15 protein-coding genes are annotated in these 16741 nt (G+C 65.3%); 9 read left to right on the plus strand and 6 right to left on the minus strand.

All coding sequences use genetic code 11. The annotated features are described in order from the left end of the window. Positions 1 to 56: 56 nt before the first annotated feature. Entirely contained in the window at positions 57 to 959 is a 903-nt protein-coding gene (locus FIV09_RS13055) for an NAD(P)-dependent oxidoreductase (protein ID WP_152450429.1), read from the minus strand. Positions 960 to 1058: 99 nt separating this feature from the next. Here FIV09_RS13055 and trpA point away from each other — a divergent pair, with 99 nt between their 5' ends. The 3 genes from trpA (at position 1059) to trpB (ending at position 4682) form a co-directional block, all read left to right on the plus strand. After that, entirely contained in the window at positions 1059 to 1850 is a 792-nt protein-coding gene (gene trpA, locus FIV09_RS13060; protein WP_152450431.1) for a tryptophan synthase subunit alpha, read from the plus strand. Positions 1851 to 2061: 211 nt separating this feature from the next. After that, positions 2062 to 3375, plus strand: coding sequence for an NAD(P)/FAD-dependent oxidoreductase (locus FIV09_RS13065; RefSeq protein WP_152450433.1), 1314 nt, complete (start codon positions 2062 to 2064; stop codon positions 3373 to 3375). Between the two features lie 86 nt (positions 3376 to 3461). Next, on the plus strand, positions 3462 to 4682 hold the full coding sequence (gene trpB / locus FIV09_RS13070) for a tryptophan synthase subunit beta (RefSeq protein WP_152450435.1): 1221 nt from the start codon (positions 3462 to 3464) through the stop codon (positions 4680 to 4682). A gap of 366 nt (positions 4683 to 5048) precedes the next feature. On the opposite strand, the gene FIV09_RS13075 is transcribed toward trpB, so the two are convergent. From FIV09_RS13075 to FIV09_RS13085, 3 genes are all read right to left on the minus strand, one after another. Then, on the minus strand, positions 5049 to 5429 hold the full coding sequence (locus tag FIV09_RS13075) for a DUF2237 family protein (protein WP_152450437.1): 381 nt from the start codon (positions 5427 to 5429) through the stop codon (positions 5049 to 5051). Between the two features lie 19 nt (positions 5430 to 5448). Then, positions 5449 to 6147, minus strand: coding sequence for an aminoacyl-tRNA hydrolase (pth, locus tag FIV09_RS13080; RefSeq protein WP_152450439.1), 699 nt, complete (start codon positions 6145 to 6147; stop codon positions 5449 to 5451). 120 nt (positions 6148 to 6267) lie between these two features. Beyond that, a complete protein-coding gene (locus FIV09_RS13085) occupies positions 6268 to 6933 on the minus strand; it encodes a 50S ribosomal protein L25/general stress protein Ctc (protein ID WP_152450441.1) in 666 nt (221 codons plus the stop codon). 216 nt (positions 6934 to 7149) lie between these two features. Here FIV09_RS13085 and FIV09_RS13090 point away from each other — a divergent pair, with 216 nt between their 5' ends. Next, positions 7150 to 8289 carry an MFS transporter gene (locus FIV09_RS13090; RefSeq protein ID WP_254702433.1) on the plus strand — a complete coding sequence of 380 codons (1140 nt, stop codon included), beginning with the start codon at positions 7150 to 7152 and terminating at the stop codon, positions 8287 to 8289. Here FIV09_RS13090 and FIV09_RS13095 read toward each other — a convergent pair. Next, entirely contained in the window at positions 8252 to 9433 is a 1182-nt protein-coding gene (locus FIV09_RS13095) for an alpha-hydroxy acid oxidase (protein ID WP_152450446.1), read from the minus strand. The genes FIV09_RS13090 and FIV09_RS13095 overlap by 38 nt on opposite strands. 159 nt (positions 9434 to 9592) lie before the next feature. On the opposite strand from FIV09_RS13095, the gene pcaD reads away from it, so the two are divergent. The 5 genes from pcaD to FIV09_RS13120 are packed head-to-tail and all read left to right on the plus strand — an operon-like array spanning position 9593 to position 14722. Next, positions 9593 to 10384, plus strand: a complete 792-nt coding sequence (gene pcaD, locus FIV09_RS13100; RefSeq protein ID WP_152450448.1) for a 3-oxoadipate enol-lactonase — start codon at positions 9593 to 9595, stop codon at positions 10382 to 10384. 11 nt (positions 10385 to 10395) lie between these two features. Continuing rightward, positions 10396 to 11106, plus strand: a complete 711-nt coding sequence (locus tag FIV09_RS13105; protein ID WP_152450450.1) for an alpha/beta fold hydrolase — start codon at positions 10396 to 10398, stop codon at positions 11104 to 11106. Continuing rightward, positions 11103 to 12428 (plus strand): lyase family protein, encoded by a 1326-nt coding sequence (locus tag FIV09_RS13110; protein WP_152450453.1) that lies wholly within the window; start codon positions 11103 to 11105, stop codon positions 12426 to 12428. The genes FIV09_RS13105 and FIV09_RS13110 overlap by 4 nt, the downstream gene beginning before the upstream one ends. Before the next feature lie 3 nt (positions 12429 to 12431). After that, the gene (locus FIV09_RS13115; protein ID WP_152450455.1) at positions 12432 to 13646 is read left to right on the plus strand and encodes an MFS transporter; all 1215 of its coding nucleotides are present in this window, start codon (positions 12432 to 12434) and stop codon (positions 13644 to 13646) included. Continuing rightward, on the plus strand, positions 13643 to 14722 hold the full coding sequence (locus FIV09_RS13120) for an alcohol dehydrogenase catalytic domain-containing protein (protein ID WP_152450457.1): 1080 nt from the start codon (positions 13643 to 13645) through the stop codon (positions 14720 to 14722). The genes FIV09_RS13115 and FIV09_RS13120 overlap by 4 nt, the downstream gene beginning before the upstream one ends. A gap of 84 nt (positions 14723 to 14806) precedes the next feature. Here FIV09_RS13120 and FIV09_RS13125 read toward each other — a convergent pair whose 3' ends face one another. Further along, positions 14807 to 16708, minus strand: a complete 1902-nt coding sequence (locus FIV09_RS13125) for an acyl-CoA synthetase (protein ID WP_152450459.1) — start codon at positions 16706 to 16708, stop codon at positions 14807 to 14809. Positions 16709 to 16741 lie beyond the last annotated feature (33 nt).

The following is a 16741-nucleotide window of genomic DNA, read 5'->3' on the forward strand; positions in this document are numbered from 1 at the left end:
CGACCGGAGACTATGCGCGTCGCAATGGCAGGACCTTGATGCAGGTCAACGAAAGCTCATTCCGGTCGCGGCGGCATTCCCAACGCGTCGCGCCAGCGTTCCGGCGGGGCAAAGCCCAGAAGGCGGCGGGCCTTCTCGATGGAGAAGAACGTCTCGTATTCGCCCATCTCGGATGCGAAGGGCACGCCGGGATAGAAGCGTTCGGCAATCGCCGCGGTGCTCAGATCGACGGAAGGCTCCGGGTTGGCGACGTTGAACACCTCATAGCCCAGCCCGTCGGTGCGCAGGCACCGCTCCACCATCAGGCCCAGATCGCGCGCGTCGATATACGCGAAGATGTTGCGGCGGCGCAGGTCGGGATCGGCCACAAAGTCCGGAAACATTTCTTCGTATTCATGGGGTTCGATGACGTTGTTGATGCGCAGCCCGTAGATATCGCGGCCCGAGCGCGCCTGAAAGGACCGCGCCGTGGCCTCGTTGCAGATCTTCGACATGGCGTAGCTGTCATGGGGCACCGTGGGATGCGCTTCATCGACGGGCAGGTAGTCGGGGCGCACCTCGCCTTGCGCGAAACAGATGCCGTAGGTCGTCTCCGACGAGGCGAAGATGATCTTCGGCACACCGAGTTTCACCGCCGCCTCGATGACGTTGTAGGTGGAGGTGACGTTGTTGGCGAAGGTCACGTTATCCGCCGTGAGCCCGATCCGCGGCACGGCGGCGAAATGCACCACCGCATCCACGGGCTCGACGCCCTTGCCATCGAGATCGGCAATGTCGAAGACCTGCGTCATCGCGTTCCAGACCTGTCCGCTATCGGTCAGATCCACGTCGAGATCATGGATGCCCTCCGCGCCGAGCGGCGTTTGGTCCAGGTTCAGGATGCGATGCCCCTGATCGCGCAGATAGGGCAGCACGTGCCGCCCCGCCTTGCCGCTGCCGCCTGTGAACACGATACGCATCTGAGCCTCCTTCGCCCCGACATTGACCTGTCGATGGGCCATTGATTTTCCGTCGCCGATCCGGCACTCACACGCTCGGATCACAGGACGGGACTTAGAATGACACGGATCGACGCCAAGTTCGCGACGCTGCGCGCAGAAGGCAAGAAAGCCTTCGTGTCCTACGTGATGGCGGGTGATCCCGACGTGCCGACCTCGCTCGAGCTGATCAAGGGCCTGCCGGGCGCAGGTGTCGACATCATCGAGTTGGGCCTGCCCTTCACCGATCCAATGGCCGACGGCCCGACGATCCAGGAAGCTGGCCAGCGTGCGCTGGCCGGGCACATGACCCTCGACCAGACGCTGCAGATGGTGGCCGATTTCCGCAAGGGCGATGACGAGACGCCGATCGTGATGATGGGGTATTACAACCCGATCTATTCGCGCGGCGTGGACCGGTTCCTGGAACAGGCCAAGCAAGCCGGGATCGACGGGCTGATCATCGTCGACCTGCCGCCCGAGGAAGACGACGAGCTCTGCATTCCCGCCCAGAAGGCCGGGCTGAACTTCATCCGCCTCGCCACCCCCACCACCGACGACAAGCGCCTGCCCAAGGTGCTCGAGAACACGTCTGGCTTTGTCTATTACGTCTCGATCACCGGGATCACCGGTGCGGCCGCGGCCAAGGCCGAAGACGTAGCGCCCGAGGTGGCCCGCATCAAGGCGCAGACCGATCTGCCGGTCATCGTGGGCTTCGGCATCCGCACGCCCGACGCCTCCGAGAGCATCGCGGCGATTGCCGATGGCTGCGTCGTGGGCTCGGCCATCGTGAGCGAGATGGCTCAGGGCAAGCCGGTCTCCGAAGTACTGGCCTTCGTGAAATCCCTTGCGGATGGCGCGCACCGGGCCTGAGCCTTTGCGCGGATGTCGCGCACCGCATCCCTGATCTAGAAGCGCCTCTGCGCTGGCCCGCCCTGCGAGGCGGCCTTACCGCCCCCATTTTGCAGCGATTGAGCACAGGGCCCTGATCCGGACCCCGCGCGGAGCAACCGGCATACATTTACTTGCCCTGAGGCGCGAGCGCACGACATTACACCGCAAGACCCCGACCCGAGAGGACAGCATGCCGACACCCAAAACCCAGATCGTCGTCGTGGGCGGCGGCGCAGGCGGGCTTGAACTCGTTCGGCGGCTCGGCGCGAAATACGGGCGCGAAAAGCACGACATCATCCTTGTCGACCGCGACCGCACCCATGTCTGGAAACCGCTCCTGCACGAGGTGGCGGCGGGCTCGCTCGACCCCAATCTCGACGAGGTGGGTTATGGCGGCCACGCCGCGCGATGGGGCTATCGCTTCTTTAACGGCGCGCTCGAAGGCATTGATCGCGAACGACAAAAGATCATCACCGCGCCGCTTCTCGATGACGACGGAGAGGTCATAATCGACCGCCATGAGATCCGCTATGATTACCTCGTGCTGGCCATCGGCGGTGTCTCCAACGATTTCGGCATTCCGGGCGTGCGCGACCATGCGATGTTTCTGGAGAACCGCCCGCAGGCCGATGCCTTCCGCAAGCGCCTTCTCAATGCCTGTCTGCGCGTCAACGAACGGCGCCAGAGCGGCGACAGCGATGCCAAGCTGAAGATCTGCATCGTCGGCGGTGGTGCGACCGGTGTCGAGCTTTCGGCGGAATTGTTCAACGCTGCCAAGGGCCTGCGCACCTACGGGCTTGAAGTGTTCGACGAAGACGCGCTCGAGGTGTCGCTCCTGGAGGCCGGGCCGCGCATATTGCCCGCGCTGCGCGAGGATTTGTCGGAGGCCGCCTCGACCGAGCTGCGCGCGCTCGGCATCGACGTCCGCACCGGCGCGATGGTCTCCGAAGTTGAGAAGAACCGCGTTCACGTCAAGGATGCCGATCCCATCGAGGCGGACATGATCCTGTGGGCCGCGGGCGTGCGCGGGGACCACGGCGTGGCTGCGATGAGCGATCTGGAACTCGATCGCATCGACCGCATCCTGGTGCGTCCCACCCTGCAGACGGTCACGGATGACCGGATCTTCGCGATTGGCGATTGCGCGAATTGCACGCTGCCGGGCGACGACCGGCCGATCCCGCCCCGTGCGCAATCCGCGCATCAGATGGCGTCCTGCGTCTTCGACAATCTCAACCGCATCATGTCCAAGCAGACGCCGCGCGATTTCGTCTACAAGGACCACGGCGCGCTGGTGAACCTCTCACGCTTCGACACGATCGGATCGCTTATGGGCAATCTCATGGGCGGTTCGATGGCGCTGCAGGGCCGGATCGCGCGGTTTGCGTATAACTCGCTTTACCGCATGCACCTGCTTGCGGTGCATGGCTGGTTCATGGGCGCGTTCATGATTGCCGCCGGCCGGGTGAACAAGGTTCTGCGTCCCAAGCTCAAACTGCATTGAGCGCGCATATCTGCGACAGTTTTCCTCTGGCCACGCCCCCGGCTCTTCCGTAGGTACGGGAAAACCTGACCTGGGAGCGCCAAGCGATGAACGAACTCGTTAATTCCTTCATGACCGGGCCCGACGAAAAGGGCCGCTTCGGCGATTTCGGTGGCCGTTTCGTCTCCGAGACGCTGATGCCGCTGATCCTCGAGCTTGAGGAACAGTACGAGCATGCCAAGACCGACCAGAGCTTCTGGGACGAGATGGATTTCCTCTGGAAGCATTACGTCGGCCGCCCCTCGCCGCTCTATCATGCCGAACGTCTGACCGAGCGGCTGGGCGGCGCCAAGATCTACATGAAGCGCGACGAGCTGAACCATACCGGTGCGCACAAGATCAACAACGTGCTGGGCCAGATCATCCTCGCCCGCCGCATGGGCAAGACCCGCATCATCGCCGAGACGGGCGCCGGCCAGCACGGCGTGGCCACCGCGACGGTCTGCGCGAAGTTCGGCCTGAAATGCGTGGTCTACATGGGCGCCCATGATGTCGAGCGGCAGCAGCCCAACGTCTTCCGCATGAAGCTTCTCGGTGCCGAGGTGGTGGCCGTGACCTCCGGCCGCGGGACCCTCAAGGATGCAATGAACGACGCACTGCGCGACTGGGTCACCAATGTGCGCGACACCTTCTACTGCATCGGCACGGTGGCGGGTCCGCACCCCTACCCGGCCATGGTCCGCGACTTCCAGTCGATCATCGGCAAGGAGACGCGCGAACAGATGCACGAGGCCGAGGGCCGTTTGCCCGACACGATCATCGCGGCCATCGGCGGTGGCTCCAACGCGATGGGACTGTTCTATCCGTTCCTCGACGACCCGTCGGTGAACATCATCGGCGTCGAAGCGGGCGGCAAGGGCGTCTCCGACAAGATGGAGCATTGCGCCTCGCTGACCGGCGGACGCCCGGGCGTGCTGCACGGCAACCGCACCTACCTGCTGCAGGACGATGACGGGCAGATCCTCGAAGGCTTCTCGATTTCGGCGGGCCTCGATTATCCCGGCATCGGGCCGGAGCATTCCTGGCTGCACGATATCGGCCGCGCGAAATACGTCTCGATCACCGATGCCGAGGCGTTGGAGGCGTTCCAGCTCTGTTGCGAAAGCGAGGGCATCATCCCCGCGCTGGAGCCGTCGCACGCGCTGGCCCACGTCATGAAGATCGCACCCGAACTGCCTGCGGATCATATCATCTGCATGAATATGTGCGGGCGCGGCGACAAGGATATCTTCACGGTCGCCAAGGCCTTGGGCCGGGACCTGTCGTAAATCCGGAAGGTGTGAGGCGCCGTCAGATCGCGATGGCGGTTCCTTCGCGCTGAAGGGCACGTCCTGCACGCGTTACCCTTTTTGCGTCATCTATCGCGCGTCCGGCACTGCTGGGCGCGCGATTGTTTTTGGACCGATGTGACGCGCAGGACTGTTGGGACAGGGGGTAAAGGCGAAATCTGGCCCGCATCTTCAAAATTGTTCGGAATATGAAATTCTTACGCCTAATCGCCCCCGAAATTCGCAAAATTCATTGATTTTTCACAAGGCCGCTGGAGAAGCGATGCCCGCGAGAGCTATGCTGCCACCCACGAGATCTGTAATGAGCGCAGATATCGGCCCGCTCAAAACGGACCTGAGAGGCGATCATTCGCTCGGATCACTCCGATGGGCTTCGAGCACGTCCATCGGCACAATCTCCAAGGCCCGCTGATGCGTCGAGGACAGAGATACGCGGGGCGCGCAGCCCTCCTCATGGGCCTGCATGAACCGGCCCGCGCAGAGGCACCAGCTGTCACCGGGTTTCAGACCGGGGAAGTTGAACTCGGGCCGGGGCGTGGAAAGATCGTTCCCTACATACTTGGAATAAGCCAGAAATTCCTCTGTCAGAACGGCGCATACCGTGTGGCTGCCGCGGTCGGCATCGCAGGTATTGCAGGCCCCGTCGCGGAAAAAGCCGGTCAGCGGATCGCTCGAACAGGGTTCAAGCGGCTCTCCCAGCACGTTGATGGATGGATCTTTTTCCATTCTCCGCTCCTTCGCAGGATTACTTGAACCGATCGACAAGGCGCTGCAGCGCCGAGCGATCATCCGGTGCGGGCTCAGGGGCTGCCTCGGGCGCCGGCTCCGGTTTGCTCTTAGGTTTCTGAGGCTTGTCAGGCGACGTTGAACTGCGCGGCGGTGCGGTGCGCAATGCCACCTTGTTCATGAACCCGGCATTGTCCCCGTCTGCCAGCATCGGCGCCCCGTCCGAGATGCCGCGCATCAGATCGTCGAGCCAGTCCTGCTCTGCCTTTGCGAAATCGTGCAGGACATAGCCCGAGACAAGCTCCTTGCGGCCCGGATGCCCGATGCCGAGGCGCACACGCCCGTAGTTTTCCCCGATATGCGCGTGGATCGAACGGAGGCCGTTATGGCCCGCGTGACCGCCGCCCTGCTTCACCTTCAACCGGCCCGGTGCAAGGTCCAGGTCGTCGTGAAAAACGACGATATCCTCCGGTGCAATCTTGTAGAAACGCGCAGCTTCTCCAACGGCTTGGCCGGACTTGTTCATGTACGTGCCAGGCTTGAGCAGCAGCACCTTGTCACGGCCGAGCCGCCCCTCCGCGATCTCGCCCTGAAACTTCGACTTCCACGGTGCGAGGCCATGATCCTCGGCAATCCGGTCGAGCGCCATGAAACCGATATTGTGGCGATGCCCGGCATAATCGCGCCCGGGATTTCCAAGACCCACCAGCAGTTTCATCGCATACCCCTTTGCCGTTCTGGCTCACAGATAGGGCAAGCCCCTGCGCGCTGCAAACACCGCAAACGAAAACGGCCCCGCCCGAAGGCGAGGCCGTTGAAATCAGACCAGAGGGGCGGATTACTCTTCGCCCTGCTCCGTCTCGCCTTCGACGGTCTCGGCGTTCTGCTCGATGACCTCGGTCTCGGGCTCTTCGTCGTCGTCGGACGCGGCCAGGCCGGAGGGTGCGGAGATCGAGCAGATCGCGAAGTCGCGGTCGATCGTGGGCTTGGAGCCGGAGGGGAATTCCACGTCGGAGGCCGACACGGAATCACCGATCTCGAGCTTCGAGAGGTCCACAACCACCTTCTCGGGGATGTCGCCCGCGGTCACCACGAGTTCGATCTCGGGACGGATCACGGTCAGAACGCCGCCTGCCTTGAGGCCGGGGCATTCCTCTTCGCCGGTGAACTCGACCGGGATGAAGATCGCGATCTTCGAGGTGCGGCGCAGACGCATCAGGTCGAAATGCGTGGGCAGGTCCTTGACCACGTCGCGCTGAACGTCGCGGCATATCACACGCACATCGTCATGGCCTTCAACCTTGAGGTTGAACAGCGTCGCCTTGAAGCGACCGGCCTTGAGGCGCTTGATCAGCGCGTTGTACGGGATGTTGATCGGCAGCGGGTCCGTGTCGCCACCAAAAACAATGCCCGGAACCATGCCATCGCGGCGGGCCTGACGAGCGGCGCCCTTGCCTGTCCCCGTCCGTTCCAGGGCGTGAAGATCAGGAATCTCTCCAGCCATATCTCAATTCTCCATAATACGGGCAGGGATCCTCCAAGGCTGTATCCCCGCGTGAAGCCCGCGCGATATAGCGGTTGGGGCGGTTTGACAAGTGTGGATCCTGCAGAATCCGCATCATGTCACCCGGCCGCATATCCTCTGGCCGATCGTGGCCCGCTATGTCAGTCGACACGCATGGGATTCGCCAAGGATTTTCGCATCAGCCGAGGGCCCGCCATGTCGTTCATGGCGTTGGGCCTGTTCTGGGGTGCCTTCGCGGCCTCGGTGCCGGATGTCAAACGCGCAGCCGGTCTCAGCGATGCGGGTCTGGGGCTCGCGCTTCTGGTCTCGACGCTGGGGGCTGTGGCCGCGATGTGGCTGGCGCCGCGTATCGAGGCACGGCTCGGCGCGCGGGCGCTTGGCGTCATCACCGGGATCGCGGCCTTCGGGGCGCTGCTGCCGGGTCTGGCGGGTTCGCCGCTGGCCTTCACGGCGGCGATGGTAGCGGCCTGTGCGGGCTACGGCCTTCTGGATGTGGCGATGAATGCCCGCGTCAGCGCGCTTGAGGCCGAGAGCGGGCGCAGCCTGATGAACCTCAATCACGCAGCCTATTCGCTGATTTACGCGGTAGCCGCGGTTGCGGCGGGTCTGGCGCGGCAATGGGGCGCAGCACCCCTGGCCATCTTCACCGCCGTGGCACTGCTGAGCGGACTTGCCGCGTTCTACGTTCTGCGGGTGCCTGCCCCGGCCGGAGCCGCATCCGAAGGTCCGGACGCCAGCCAGCAGGGACCGGAAGGGCCCGCGCTGTCGCTGCCGATCATCCTGTCGGGCGGTGCGATCATCTGCCTGGCCTTTCTCGCCGAACAGGGGACCGAGGGCTGGTCCGCGCTGCATCTCGAACGCAGCCATGACGCAGGCGCTGCAGCCGGTGCCATCGGTCCTGCCCTTCTTGGGCTGACCATGGGGATCGGACGACTCTTCGGGCAGGTTGCGACGCGCTATGTGCGGGAATCGGTCCTGATCCGGGCGGCGGCACTGGTGGCGGCATCCGGTGCGGCCCTGGCCGCCCATGCGCCGCAGCTCGGCCTGGCCTATGCGGGCTTCACGATCATGGGGCTTGGCCTGTCGCTCATCGTGCCCACGGTCTTCGCCTGGGCGGGCAAGCGCATCCGGGCTCGCGACCGGGCGCTCATGGTCTCGCGCCTGTCGGTCGTGGGCTATGCGGGCTTTTTTGCGGGACCGCCGATGATGGGCCTTCTGGCCGAAGGGTTCGGCCTTGCCGCCTCCTTCACCGCGCTGGCGGTCCTGATCCTTGCGATCCCGGTCGTGCTCCTGCCGCTCATGCGTCGCGCGGCGCCTGATCCCATCCGTCGCTGAAGCCCTTGGGCACCATGAGAATATCGCGGTCCACATCCGCGATGTTGCGATGCCCGCAAAGGCCCATCGTGGTGCTCAGCTCGTTCTGGATCACCTCGAGCGAGCGGGTCACCCCCGCCTGCCCCATCGCCCCCAGACCGTAGACGTAGGCGCGCCCGATATAGGTGCCCTTGGCGCCCAGCGCGATTGCCTTGAGCACGTCCTGACCGGAGCGGATGCCACTGTCGAAATGCACCTCGATCTTGTCGCCCACGGCGTCGAGAATGGGCTCCAGCGCGCGGATCGAGGAGAGCGCGCCATCAAGCTGCCGCCCGCCATGGTTCGACACGACGATGGCGTCAGCCCCCACGTTCAGCGCCTCCCGCGCATCGCGGGGATCCATGATGCCCTTGATGATGAGCGGGCCGTCCCACATCTTGCGGAACTGCCGGATCCGGTCCCAGTCGAGCGACTGATCGAAGGCCTGCGAGGTCCATGTCGACAGCGAGGACGGGTCCGACACGCCTTTCGCATGGCCCACGATATTGCCGAAGAAGCGGCGCTTGGTGGACAGCATGCCAAGGCCCCATTGCACCTTGGTCATCATGTTGGCGACCGAGGCGGGCGTCAGTTTCGGCGGCGCGGAAAGCCCGTTCTTCACGTCCTTGTGGCGCTGGCCCAGCAGTTGCAGATCGACCGTGATGATGGCGGCCGAGCACTTGGCCTCCTTCGCGCGGTCGAAGAGACGCTGCATGAAATCATCGTCCTTCAGGGTGTAGACCTGCATCCAGAAGGGCTTGGAGATATTGGCGGCCACGTCCTCGATGGAGCAGATCGACATAGTCGACAGCGAATAGGGCACGCCGAACTTTTCGGCCGCCTTGGCCGCTTTGATCTCCCCGTCCCAATGCTGCATGCCGGTCAGCCCCACGGGGGCCAGCGCCACGGGCATCGACACGTCCTGCCCGATCATCTGGCTCGCGGTGGAGCGGTCGGCCATATCCTTGGCGATGCGCTGGCGCAGGTAGATCCGGTCGAAATCAGAGCTGTTCTCGCGGAAGGTCTGTTCCGACCAACTGCCCGACTCGGTGTAATCGAAGAACATCTTCGGGACGCGGCGGCGGTAGATGCGGCGCAGATCCTCGATCTCGGTGATGGTGGGCATTGGCTCGTCTCCTCCCGTTCTCCGACAATCGTTAGCAAGCGGGCGCAGGCCCCGCAATGCGGTGCCGAGGCCCCCGGTGTCGCATCCCCGCCTCGGGGGCGTTTCCATCGCCGGGGAACGCCGCTAGACATAACCTCACACGGAGAAGGGAGCCCGGGCATGCAGGTCGTCGCACTGGACGGATTGAAGGTGAATTACCGCGAAGACGGGGACCCGAACGGGCAGCCGGTGGTCTTCGCAAACTCGCTTGGCACGGATTTGCGGCTGTGGGATTCGATCCTGCCGCTCCTGCCCGAGGGCTACCGCTACATCCGCTACGACAAGCGTGGCCACGGACTAACGCAACTGACCAAGCCGCCCTACGGCATGGGCACGCTGGTCCGCGACGCCGAGATGCTGATCGACCATCTGGGCCTCGGCAACGTCGTTTTCGTGGGCTTGTCCATCGGCGGGCTGATCGCGCAGGGCCTTGCGGCCAAGCGGCCCGACCTCGTGCGCGCCATCGTGCTGTCGAATACCGGCGCCAAGATCGGCACGCGCGACATGTGGGACGAACGGATCGCCGCCGCGGAGGCAGGCGGGCTTGAGGCGCTCGCCGATGCCACCATGCAGCGCTGGTTCTCCGACGCCTTCCGCGGCACCGACGCCTTCCACGCCTGGCGCAACATGTTCGTTCGCCAACCCATGGAAGGATGGACCGGGTGCGGCGCGGCCATTGCGGGCAGCGATTTCTACACCACGACCGCAGCGCTGCGGATGCCGGCACTCGGAATTGCAGGCTCGGAAGATGGCTCCACCCCGCCTGACCTCGTACGCGAGACCGTGGACCTGATCGAAGGCTCCCGCTTTCACCTCATTCGCGGCGCGGGCCACCTGCCCTGCGTCGAGGCGCCCGAGGAATATGCCCGCGTCCTGTCGGACTTCCTGACAGGTCTGCCCGCAGAAAACTGAGGAGGTACCGTATGGCCCATTTCCTTCTGGTCCACGGCTCGTGCCATGGCGCGTGGTGCTGGCGCGACCTGATCCCGGCGCTCGAGGCGCAGGGACACACCACCCGTGCCATCGACCTGCCGTCGCACGGGAACGATCCGACCCCGCCCGGCGATGTGACGCTCGACGATTACGCCGCGGCCATTCACGACGCGCTCGACCGGCCTTCGATCGTGGTGGGCCATTCCATGGGCGGCTACCCGATCAGCCGGGCGGCCGATCTCGATCCGACCCATATCGAGAAGCTGGTCTATCTCTGCGCCTATGTGCCCCGGCCCGGCCATTCGCTGATCGAGATGCGCCTCAGCGCCCCCCGTCAGCCAATCCTGAAAGCCGTGCGAAAGGCCGAGGACGGCGTCACCTTCTCCATTCTGCCGGACCATGCGCGCGAGGTCTTCTACCACGATTGCAGCGACGAGCAGGTCGCCTTCGCGCTGGACCACGTCTGCCCGCAAGCGGTGCTGCCGCAGGACACCAAGGTCACACTGGGTGCGACTTACGCAAAGGTGCCCCGCGCCTACATCATCTGCGAAGAAGACAGCGCGATCCCGCCCGAGTTCCAGGAAGAGATGGCCGCCGATTTCCCGGCTGCAGACGTCACGCGCATGGCGACCTCGCATTCGCCCTTCTTTTCGGACCCGGCGGGCCTTGCCGCCCATCTGACGCGGATCGCGGGCACATGAGCGCGAGCCTTTTCGACAGCGCGCTTTACGGCAAGCTCGTTCCCACCGGTGAGGTCGCGCGGCTTTTCTCCGACACGGCCGAGGTCCGGGCGATGCTGATCGTCGAAGGCGCGCTTGCGCAGGTCCAGGGCGCTGCGGGCCTGATCCCCGAGATCAGCGCCAAGGCGATTCACCGCGCGTCGCTCGAATTGCAGATCGATCCCGGCGGTTTGGCGGAGGCCACAGGCGAAAACGGCGTGCCGGTCCCGGCGCTCGTCGCGGCCTTCCGCGAGTTGATGCAAGCGCCCGAACACGCGCAATACATCCATTTCGGCGCGACCTCGCAGGACATCATGGACACTGCGCTGATGCTGCGGCTGCGGCAGGTGCTGAGCCATTATGAGACCGGCCTGACGCGCGTGTTGCGCGCGCTGGCCGCCCAGGCCGAGACCCATGCCGATCTGCCCATGGCCGCGCGCACCTATGGCCAGCACGCCACGCCCACGACCTTCGGCGCCGTGGCCGCGTCCTGGGGCTGGCCGCTTCTGGCACTGCGCGGCGAGCTTGCGGATCTGCGGGACGGGCTCACCGTCTCCCTGTCGGGTGCTGCGGGCACGGCCTCGGTGCTGGGGCCCGATCCCGCGGCCGTGCGCGCGGCCCTGGCAAAGGCGCTGAACCTCGCCGATCCCGGCCATTCCTGGCACACGGATCGCGGGGCCATCACCCGGCTTGGCGCGTGGATCGCGCGCCTGACCGTGGCACTTGGCAAGATGGGCGAAGACCTGATCGCGCTCACCGCCTCCGAATGCCGGGAGCTGCGCCTTGGGGGCACGGGCGCCTCCTCGACCATGCCGCAAAAGCAGAACCCGGTCGCGCCCTCCGTTCTCGTGATGCTTCAACATCATGCCGCAAGCCTTTCAAGCTCCTTGCAAAATGCCGCGGTGCATCGGCACCAGCGCGACGGGGCGGCGTGGTTCACCGAATGGATGACGCTGCCGCAGCTCTGCCTGACCGGGGCGGCAGCGCTGGAACGCGCAGGTCCGCTCACCGAAGACCTGGCCCCCGATCCGGCCGCGATGCGCGCCACGCTGGCGGCATCGAAAGGCGCGCTGGCCGCCGAAGCCTTGTCCTTCGCGCTGGCCCGCACCATGCCCCGCCCCGAGGCGCAGGCTGCGATGAAGGCGCTGACCCGCGACACCGCCGAAAGCGGCGCGGATCTCGTGGCTACGGCGGCCCGCGCCTATCCCGATCTAGAGCCTGCGGATTTCACGCCCGAGCGGCTGACCGGCACCGCGCCCGACGAAGCGCGCGCCTTTGCCCGCGCCGTCCGGGATGCGGGCTGAGCGATGCGCACCGCCAAGGTCTTCCTCGTATCCACCGTGATGATCGACGCGATGGGCGTGGGGCTGATCATGCCGGTCATGCCCGACCTCATGCGCGAGGTGACGGGCAGCGATATCTCGAACGCGGCCCTTTGGGGCGGGCTTCTGGCCACGTCTTTCGCGCTGATGCAGTTCCTGTGCGCGCCGCTTCTGGGCTCATTGTCGGACCGGTTCGGGAGGCGTCCGGTGCTGCTGGGCGCGCTTTTCATCATGGCGCTCGATTACATAATCATGGGGGTGGCGGGCACGTTCTGGCTGTTGCTCCTGGGCCGTATCGTTTCGGGCATGACGGCGGCCACGCAATCGGCGGCCTCGGCGGCCATGGCGGACCTCTCCGCGCCCCATGAGAAAGCCGCGAATTTCGGGCTGATCGGCGCGGGCTTCGGCATGGGCTTCGTCATCGGGCCGATCTTCGGCGGCTTTCTGGGAGAGTTCGGCACCCGCGCGCCCTTCTTTGCTGCAGCAGCCCTCGCCGCGCTGAACCTCCTCATCGGTTATCTCGCCCTGCCGGAGACGGTGACGGATGCCAATCGCCGCGCAATCGACCCCAGGCGCCTCGACCCACTGGGGGCCTTTCGGGCGATGGGCCGCATTCCCGGCGCCTCGCGCACGCTTCTGGTCTTCTTCCTGCTGCAAGTGGCGTTCTTCGTCTATCCTTCGATCTGGTCCTATTACGGTGTGGCCCGCTTTGATTGGGACGCGCGCACCATCGGGTTGTCGCTGGGATTGTTCGGCATCACGGCGGCGATCATGCAGGCGGGCCTCATTCGCGTCTTCCTGCGAATCCTGGGCGAGCGGGGCACTGTCATTTACGGGCTGTGCATGAACGCGCTGGTCTTCACCCTTTTGTCGGTGCTGACCTCGGGCACGCTGGTGCTGTTCCTCGTCCCGCTGGCAGGCTTCGCGGCGGTGACATCGCCCGCGATCCAGGGGCTTCTTGCGCGGCAGGTGCCGGATGACGAACAAGGCGCATTGCAGGGTCTCTTCAGCGCTTGTGGCGCCATGGCCGCGATCCTTTCGCCACCCGTGATGACGACCACGTTCTTCATCTTCACCCGGGGCGACGGGCCGGGGTTCGCGGGCGCGCCCTTCGCGCTGTCGGTCGGCATCCTGGCCGTGGCGCTCGCGCTGATGTTCGGCCCCCGCGGGGTGGGCCGCAAGGAGGAGATCCCCACATGACCGAGATACAGGCCGCTGTCCTCAACGCCTTCGGCGCACCGTTCGAGATCGAGACGCTGCATCTTGCGGCCCCGCGTGCGGGCGAGATCGAAGTCGCGGTGGAGGCCGTCGCGATCTGCCATTCGGACATTGCCTATGCCGAAGGCGGCTATGGCGGCAAGCCGCCGCTGGTGCTGGGGCACGAGGCGGCGGGCCGCGTGGTGGCGCTCGGGGACGGCGTGACCGATCTGGAGATCGGCCAGCGCGTGGTTATCACACTGATCCGCGCCTGCGGCACCTGTGCGACCTGCGCGGGCGGGCGGCCGACGCTATGCCAGACGCCCGCGCGGCATCTGACGCCCCTCTCCCGGCCCGATGGCACGCCCGTCATGGCCGAGATGGATTGCGGCGCCTTCGCCACCGGCGTCGTCATCGGGCGGAACCAATGCGTGCCCGTCCCGGACAGCATGCCCGGCGAGGTGGCGGCCCTGCTGGGCTGCGGCGTCATCACCGGCGTGGGCGGGGTCATCCATGCAGGCCGCTTGCGTCCGGGCGAGGATGTCGTGGTCATCGGCGCAGGCGGCGTCGGCCTCAACGCCATCCAGGGCGCGCGGATCGCAGGCGCGCGGCGTATCGTGGCCGTCGACATGAGCGAGGACAAGCTCGAGATCGCGCGCGCATTCGGCGCGACGGACGGGGTTCTCGCGAGCGACGCGAAGCCCTGGCGCCGCGCCATGCGCGCGCTTGGCCGGGGCGCGGATCTGTGCGTCGTGACCGTGGGCGCCATCCCCGCCTACGAGGCCGCACCACGCTATCTGGGCTATGGCGGCCGCATGGTCATGGTCGGCATGCCCCATTCGGGCCAGAAAGCCAGCTACGAGCCGGTGATCGCGGCCTTTACCGGGCAGTCGATGATCGGCTCCAAGATGGGCGACGTTGTGATCGCGCGCGACATCCCGTGGATGGCCGATCTGTGGGCGCAGGGACGGCTGAAGCTCGACGAGCTGATCTCGGGGCGGTGGTCTCTCGGGCAGATCAACGAGGCCGTGGCCGATACCAAGACCGGTGCGGCGCGGCGCAATGTGATCCTGCTCTGACAGGCCTCAGGGGTTTCGCCCCTCCAACGAAAAAGCGCCGATCCACGGGGTGGACCGGCGCTTGTCTTTGCAAGGTCTGCGGATTTACTCTGCCGCGACCTGCGCCTGATCTTCGTATTCCCAGGGCCGGGTGAAGGCCGACAGGACGGCGTTGATATCGCCTTCGGGCGCGCCGTGGCCGGTGACCTGCGCCACCAGACCGCGCTTCTTGTCGTCGATCACCGACGTCACGCGCGCCGGGCACTCCGCCTTTTCGAGCGCGGCGTTATAGACCCGCGTGATCGCCATCCGGCGCAGGTCGGGTTTGAACACCTTGCCCACAGCTGTTTTCGGCAGTTCATCGAGGATGTCCATATGCTTGGGCTGCGCGGCGCGCTCGTGCACGTGGATCTTGCAATGCTCCATCAGCTCTTCAGGCGTGACCTGACCACCGTCGACCAGTTCGACATAGGCGCAGGGCATTTCACCCGAATGGGCATCGGGCTGGCCGATGGCGCCCGCGAAGGCGACCGCGGGATGGGTGAGCAGCGCCTCTTCGATCTCGGCAGGGTCGATATTGTGCCCGCCACGGATGATCAGGTCCTTCGCGCGGCCGGTGATCCACAGATATCCATCCGCGTCGATCCGGCCCAGATCGCCCGTGCGCAGGTACTGCCCTTCATGGAAGAGATCGCGGTTCTTGTCCGCCTCCGTGTAGGTCGAGCCCGCATAGACGCCGGGGTTCGAGATGCAGATCTCGCCGATCTCGTCCACGGCGCATTCCTGCGGGCCGCCATCCGTCTGCTTGACGATCTTCACCTGCGTGTAGGGGAAGGGAATGCCGATGGAGCCCACCTTCTTCTCGCCATCGGGCGGGTTGCAGGAGACGAGGCAGGTGGCTTCGGTCAGGCCGTAACCTTCGACCACGGTGACGCCGGAGGCCGCCTCGAACCGCGTGAAGAGCTCCAGCGGCATCGGCGCGGAGCCCGAAAACGCAGTCTTGACCGACGAGACATCGGCATCGACCTTGCGCTGCATCAGCGCCGACACCGCGGTGGGCACGGTGATCACGAAGCTGATCTTCCAGCGCTCCACCAGCTTCCAGAAATTGTCGAACACGCCATCGCCGCGATATCCCTGCGGCGTCGGGAAGACCACATGCGCGCCCGAGGCCAGCGCCGCCATCAGGATGACATGGCAGGCAAAGACGTGGAACAAGGGCAGCGGGCAGATGATGTTGTCTTCCTCGGTGAACAACAGCCGGTGTCCGAGCCAGCCGTTATAGATCATGCCAGAATAGAGGTGCTGCGCGACCTTCGGCATGCCGGTGGTCCCGCCGGTGTGGAAATAGGCGGCGACGCGGTCGTCCTTGCTGTCCTCGAAGGTCAGTTCGGTCGGCTGCTTGGCCATCTCCTTGGTCAGGCTGCGGATATTGGCGTGCGGATTGCCTTCGACCTTGGGACGGATCAGCGGCACGATCCAGGATTTGGGCGGCGTGAGGTAGCGATTGAGATCGACCTCGAGGATGGTGTGCACGGCCGGCGCGTGGCGCACGGCCTCGGCCACCTTCTGGGCCACGTCCGTCTTCGGGAAGGGCTTCAGCGTGACGACAACCTTGGCGCCGGTTTCGCGCAGGATGGCGCCGATCTGCTCGGGCTCCAGAAGCGGGTTGATCGGATTGGCGATGCCCGCGACGGCGCCCCCCAGCAGGGTGTAGATCGTCTCGTTGGCATTGGGCAGCACATAGGCCACCACGTCCTTCTCGCCCACGCCGAGCGAGCGGAAGAGGTTCGCGGCCTGTGCGGTCTTCGCGTGCAGCTCTTTCCAGGTGACGGTCTCGGCCTTGTCGGTCGGGCCCGAGAAGATCTGGTAGCTGATCGCCGGGCGATCCGGAAACTTGCCCGCGGTCTGCGACAGAAGACCATAGAGCGTCTTGGGCAGATCACGCTCCGCCCAGGGCATTTCCTGTTCGATGGCGTCTCTGTCCGCCTTCGATGCAAAACTCATTTTGGCTCTCCTCCCAATGTTCCCCGGTGGTAC

Source organism: Roseivivax sp. THAF197b, from assembly GCF_009363255.1.
Lineage (GTDB): Bacteria > Pseudomonadota > Alphaproteobacteria > Rhodobacterales > Rhodobacteraceae > Roseivivax.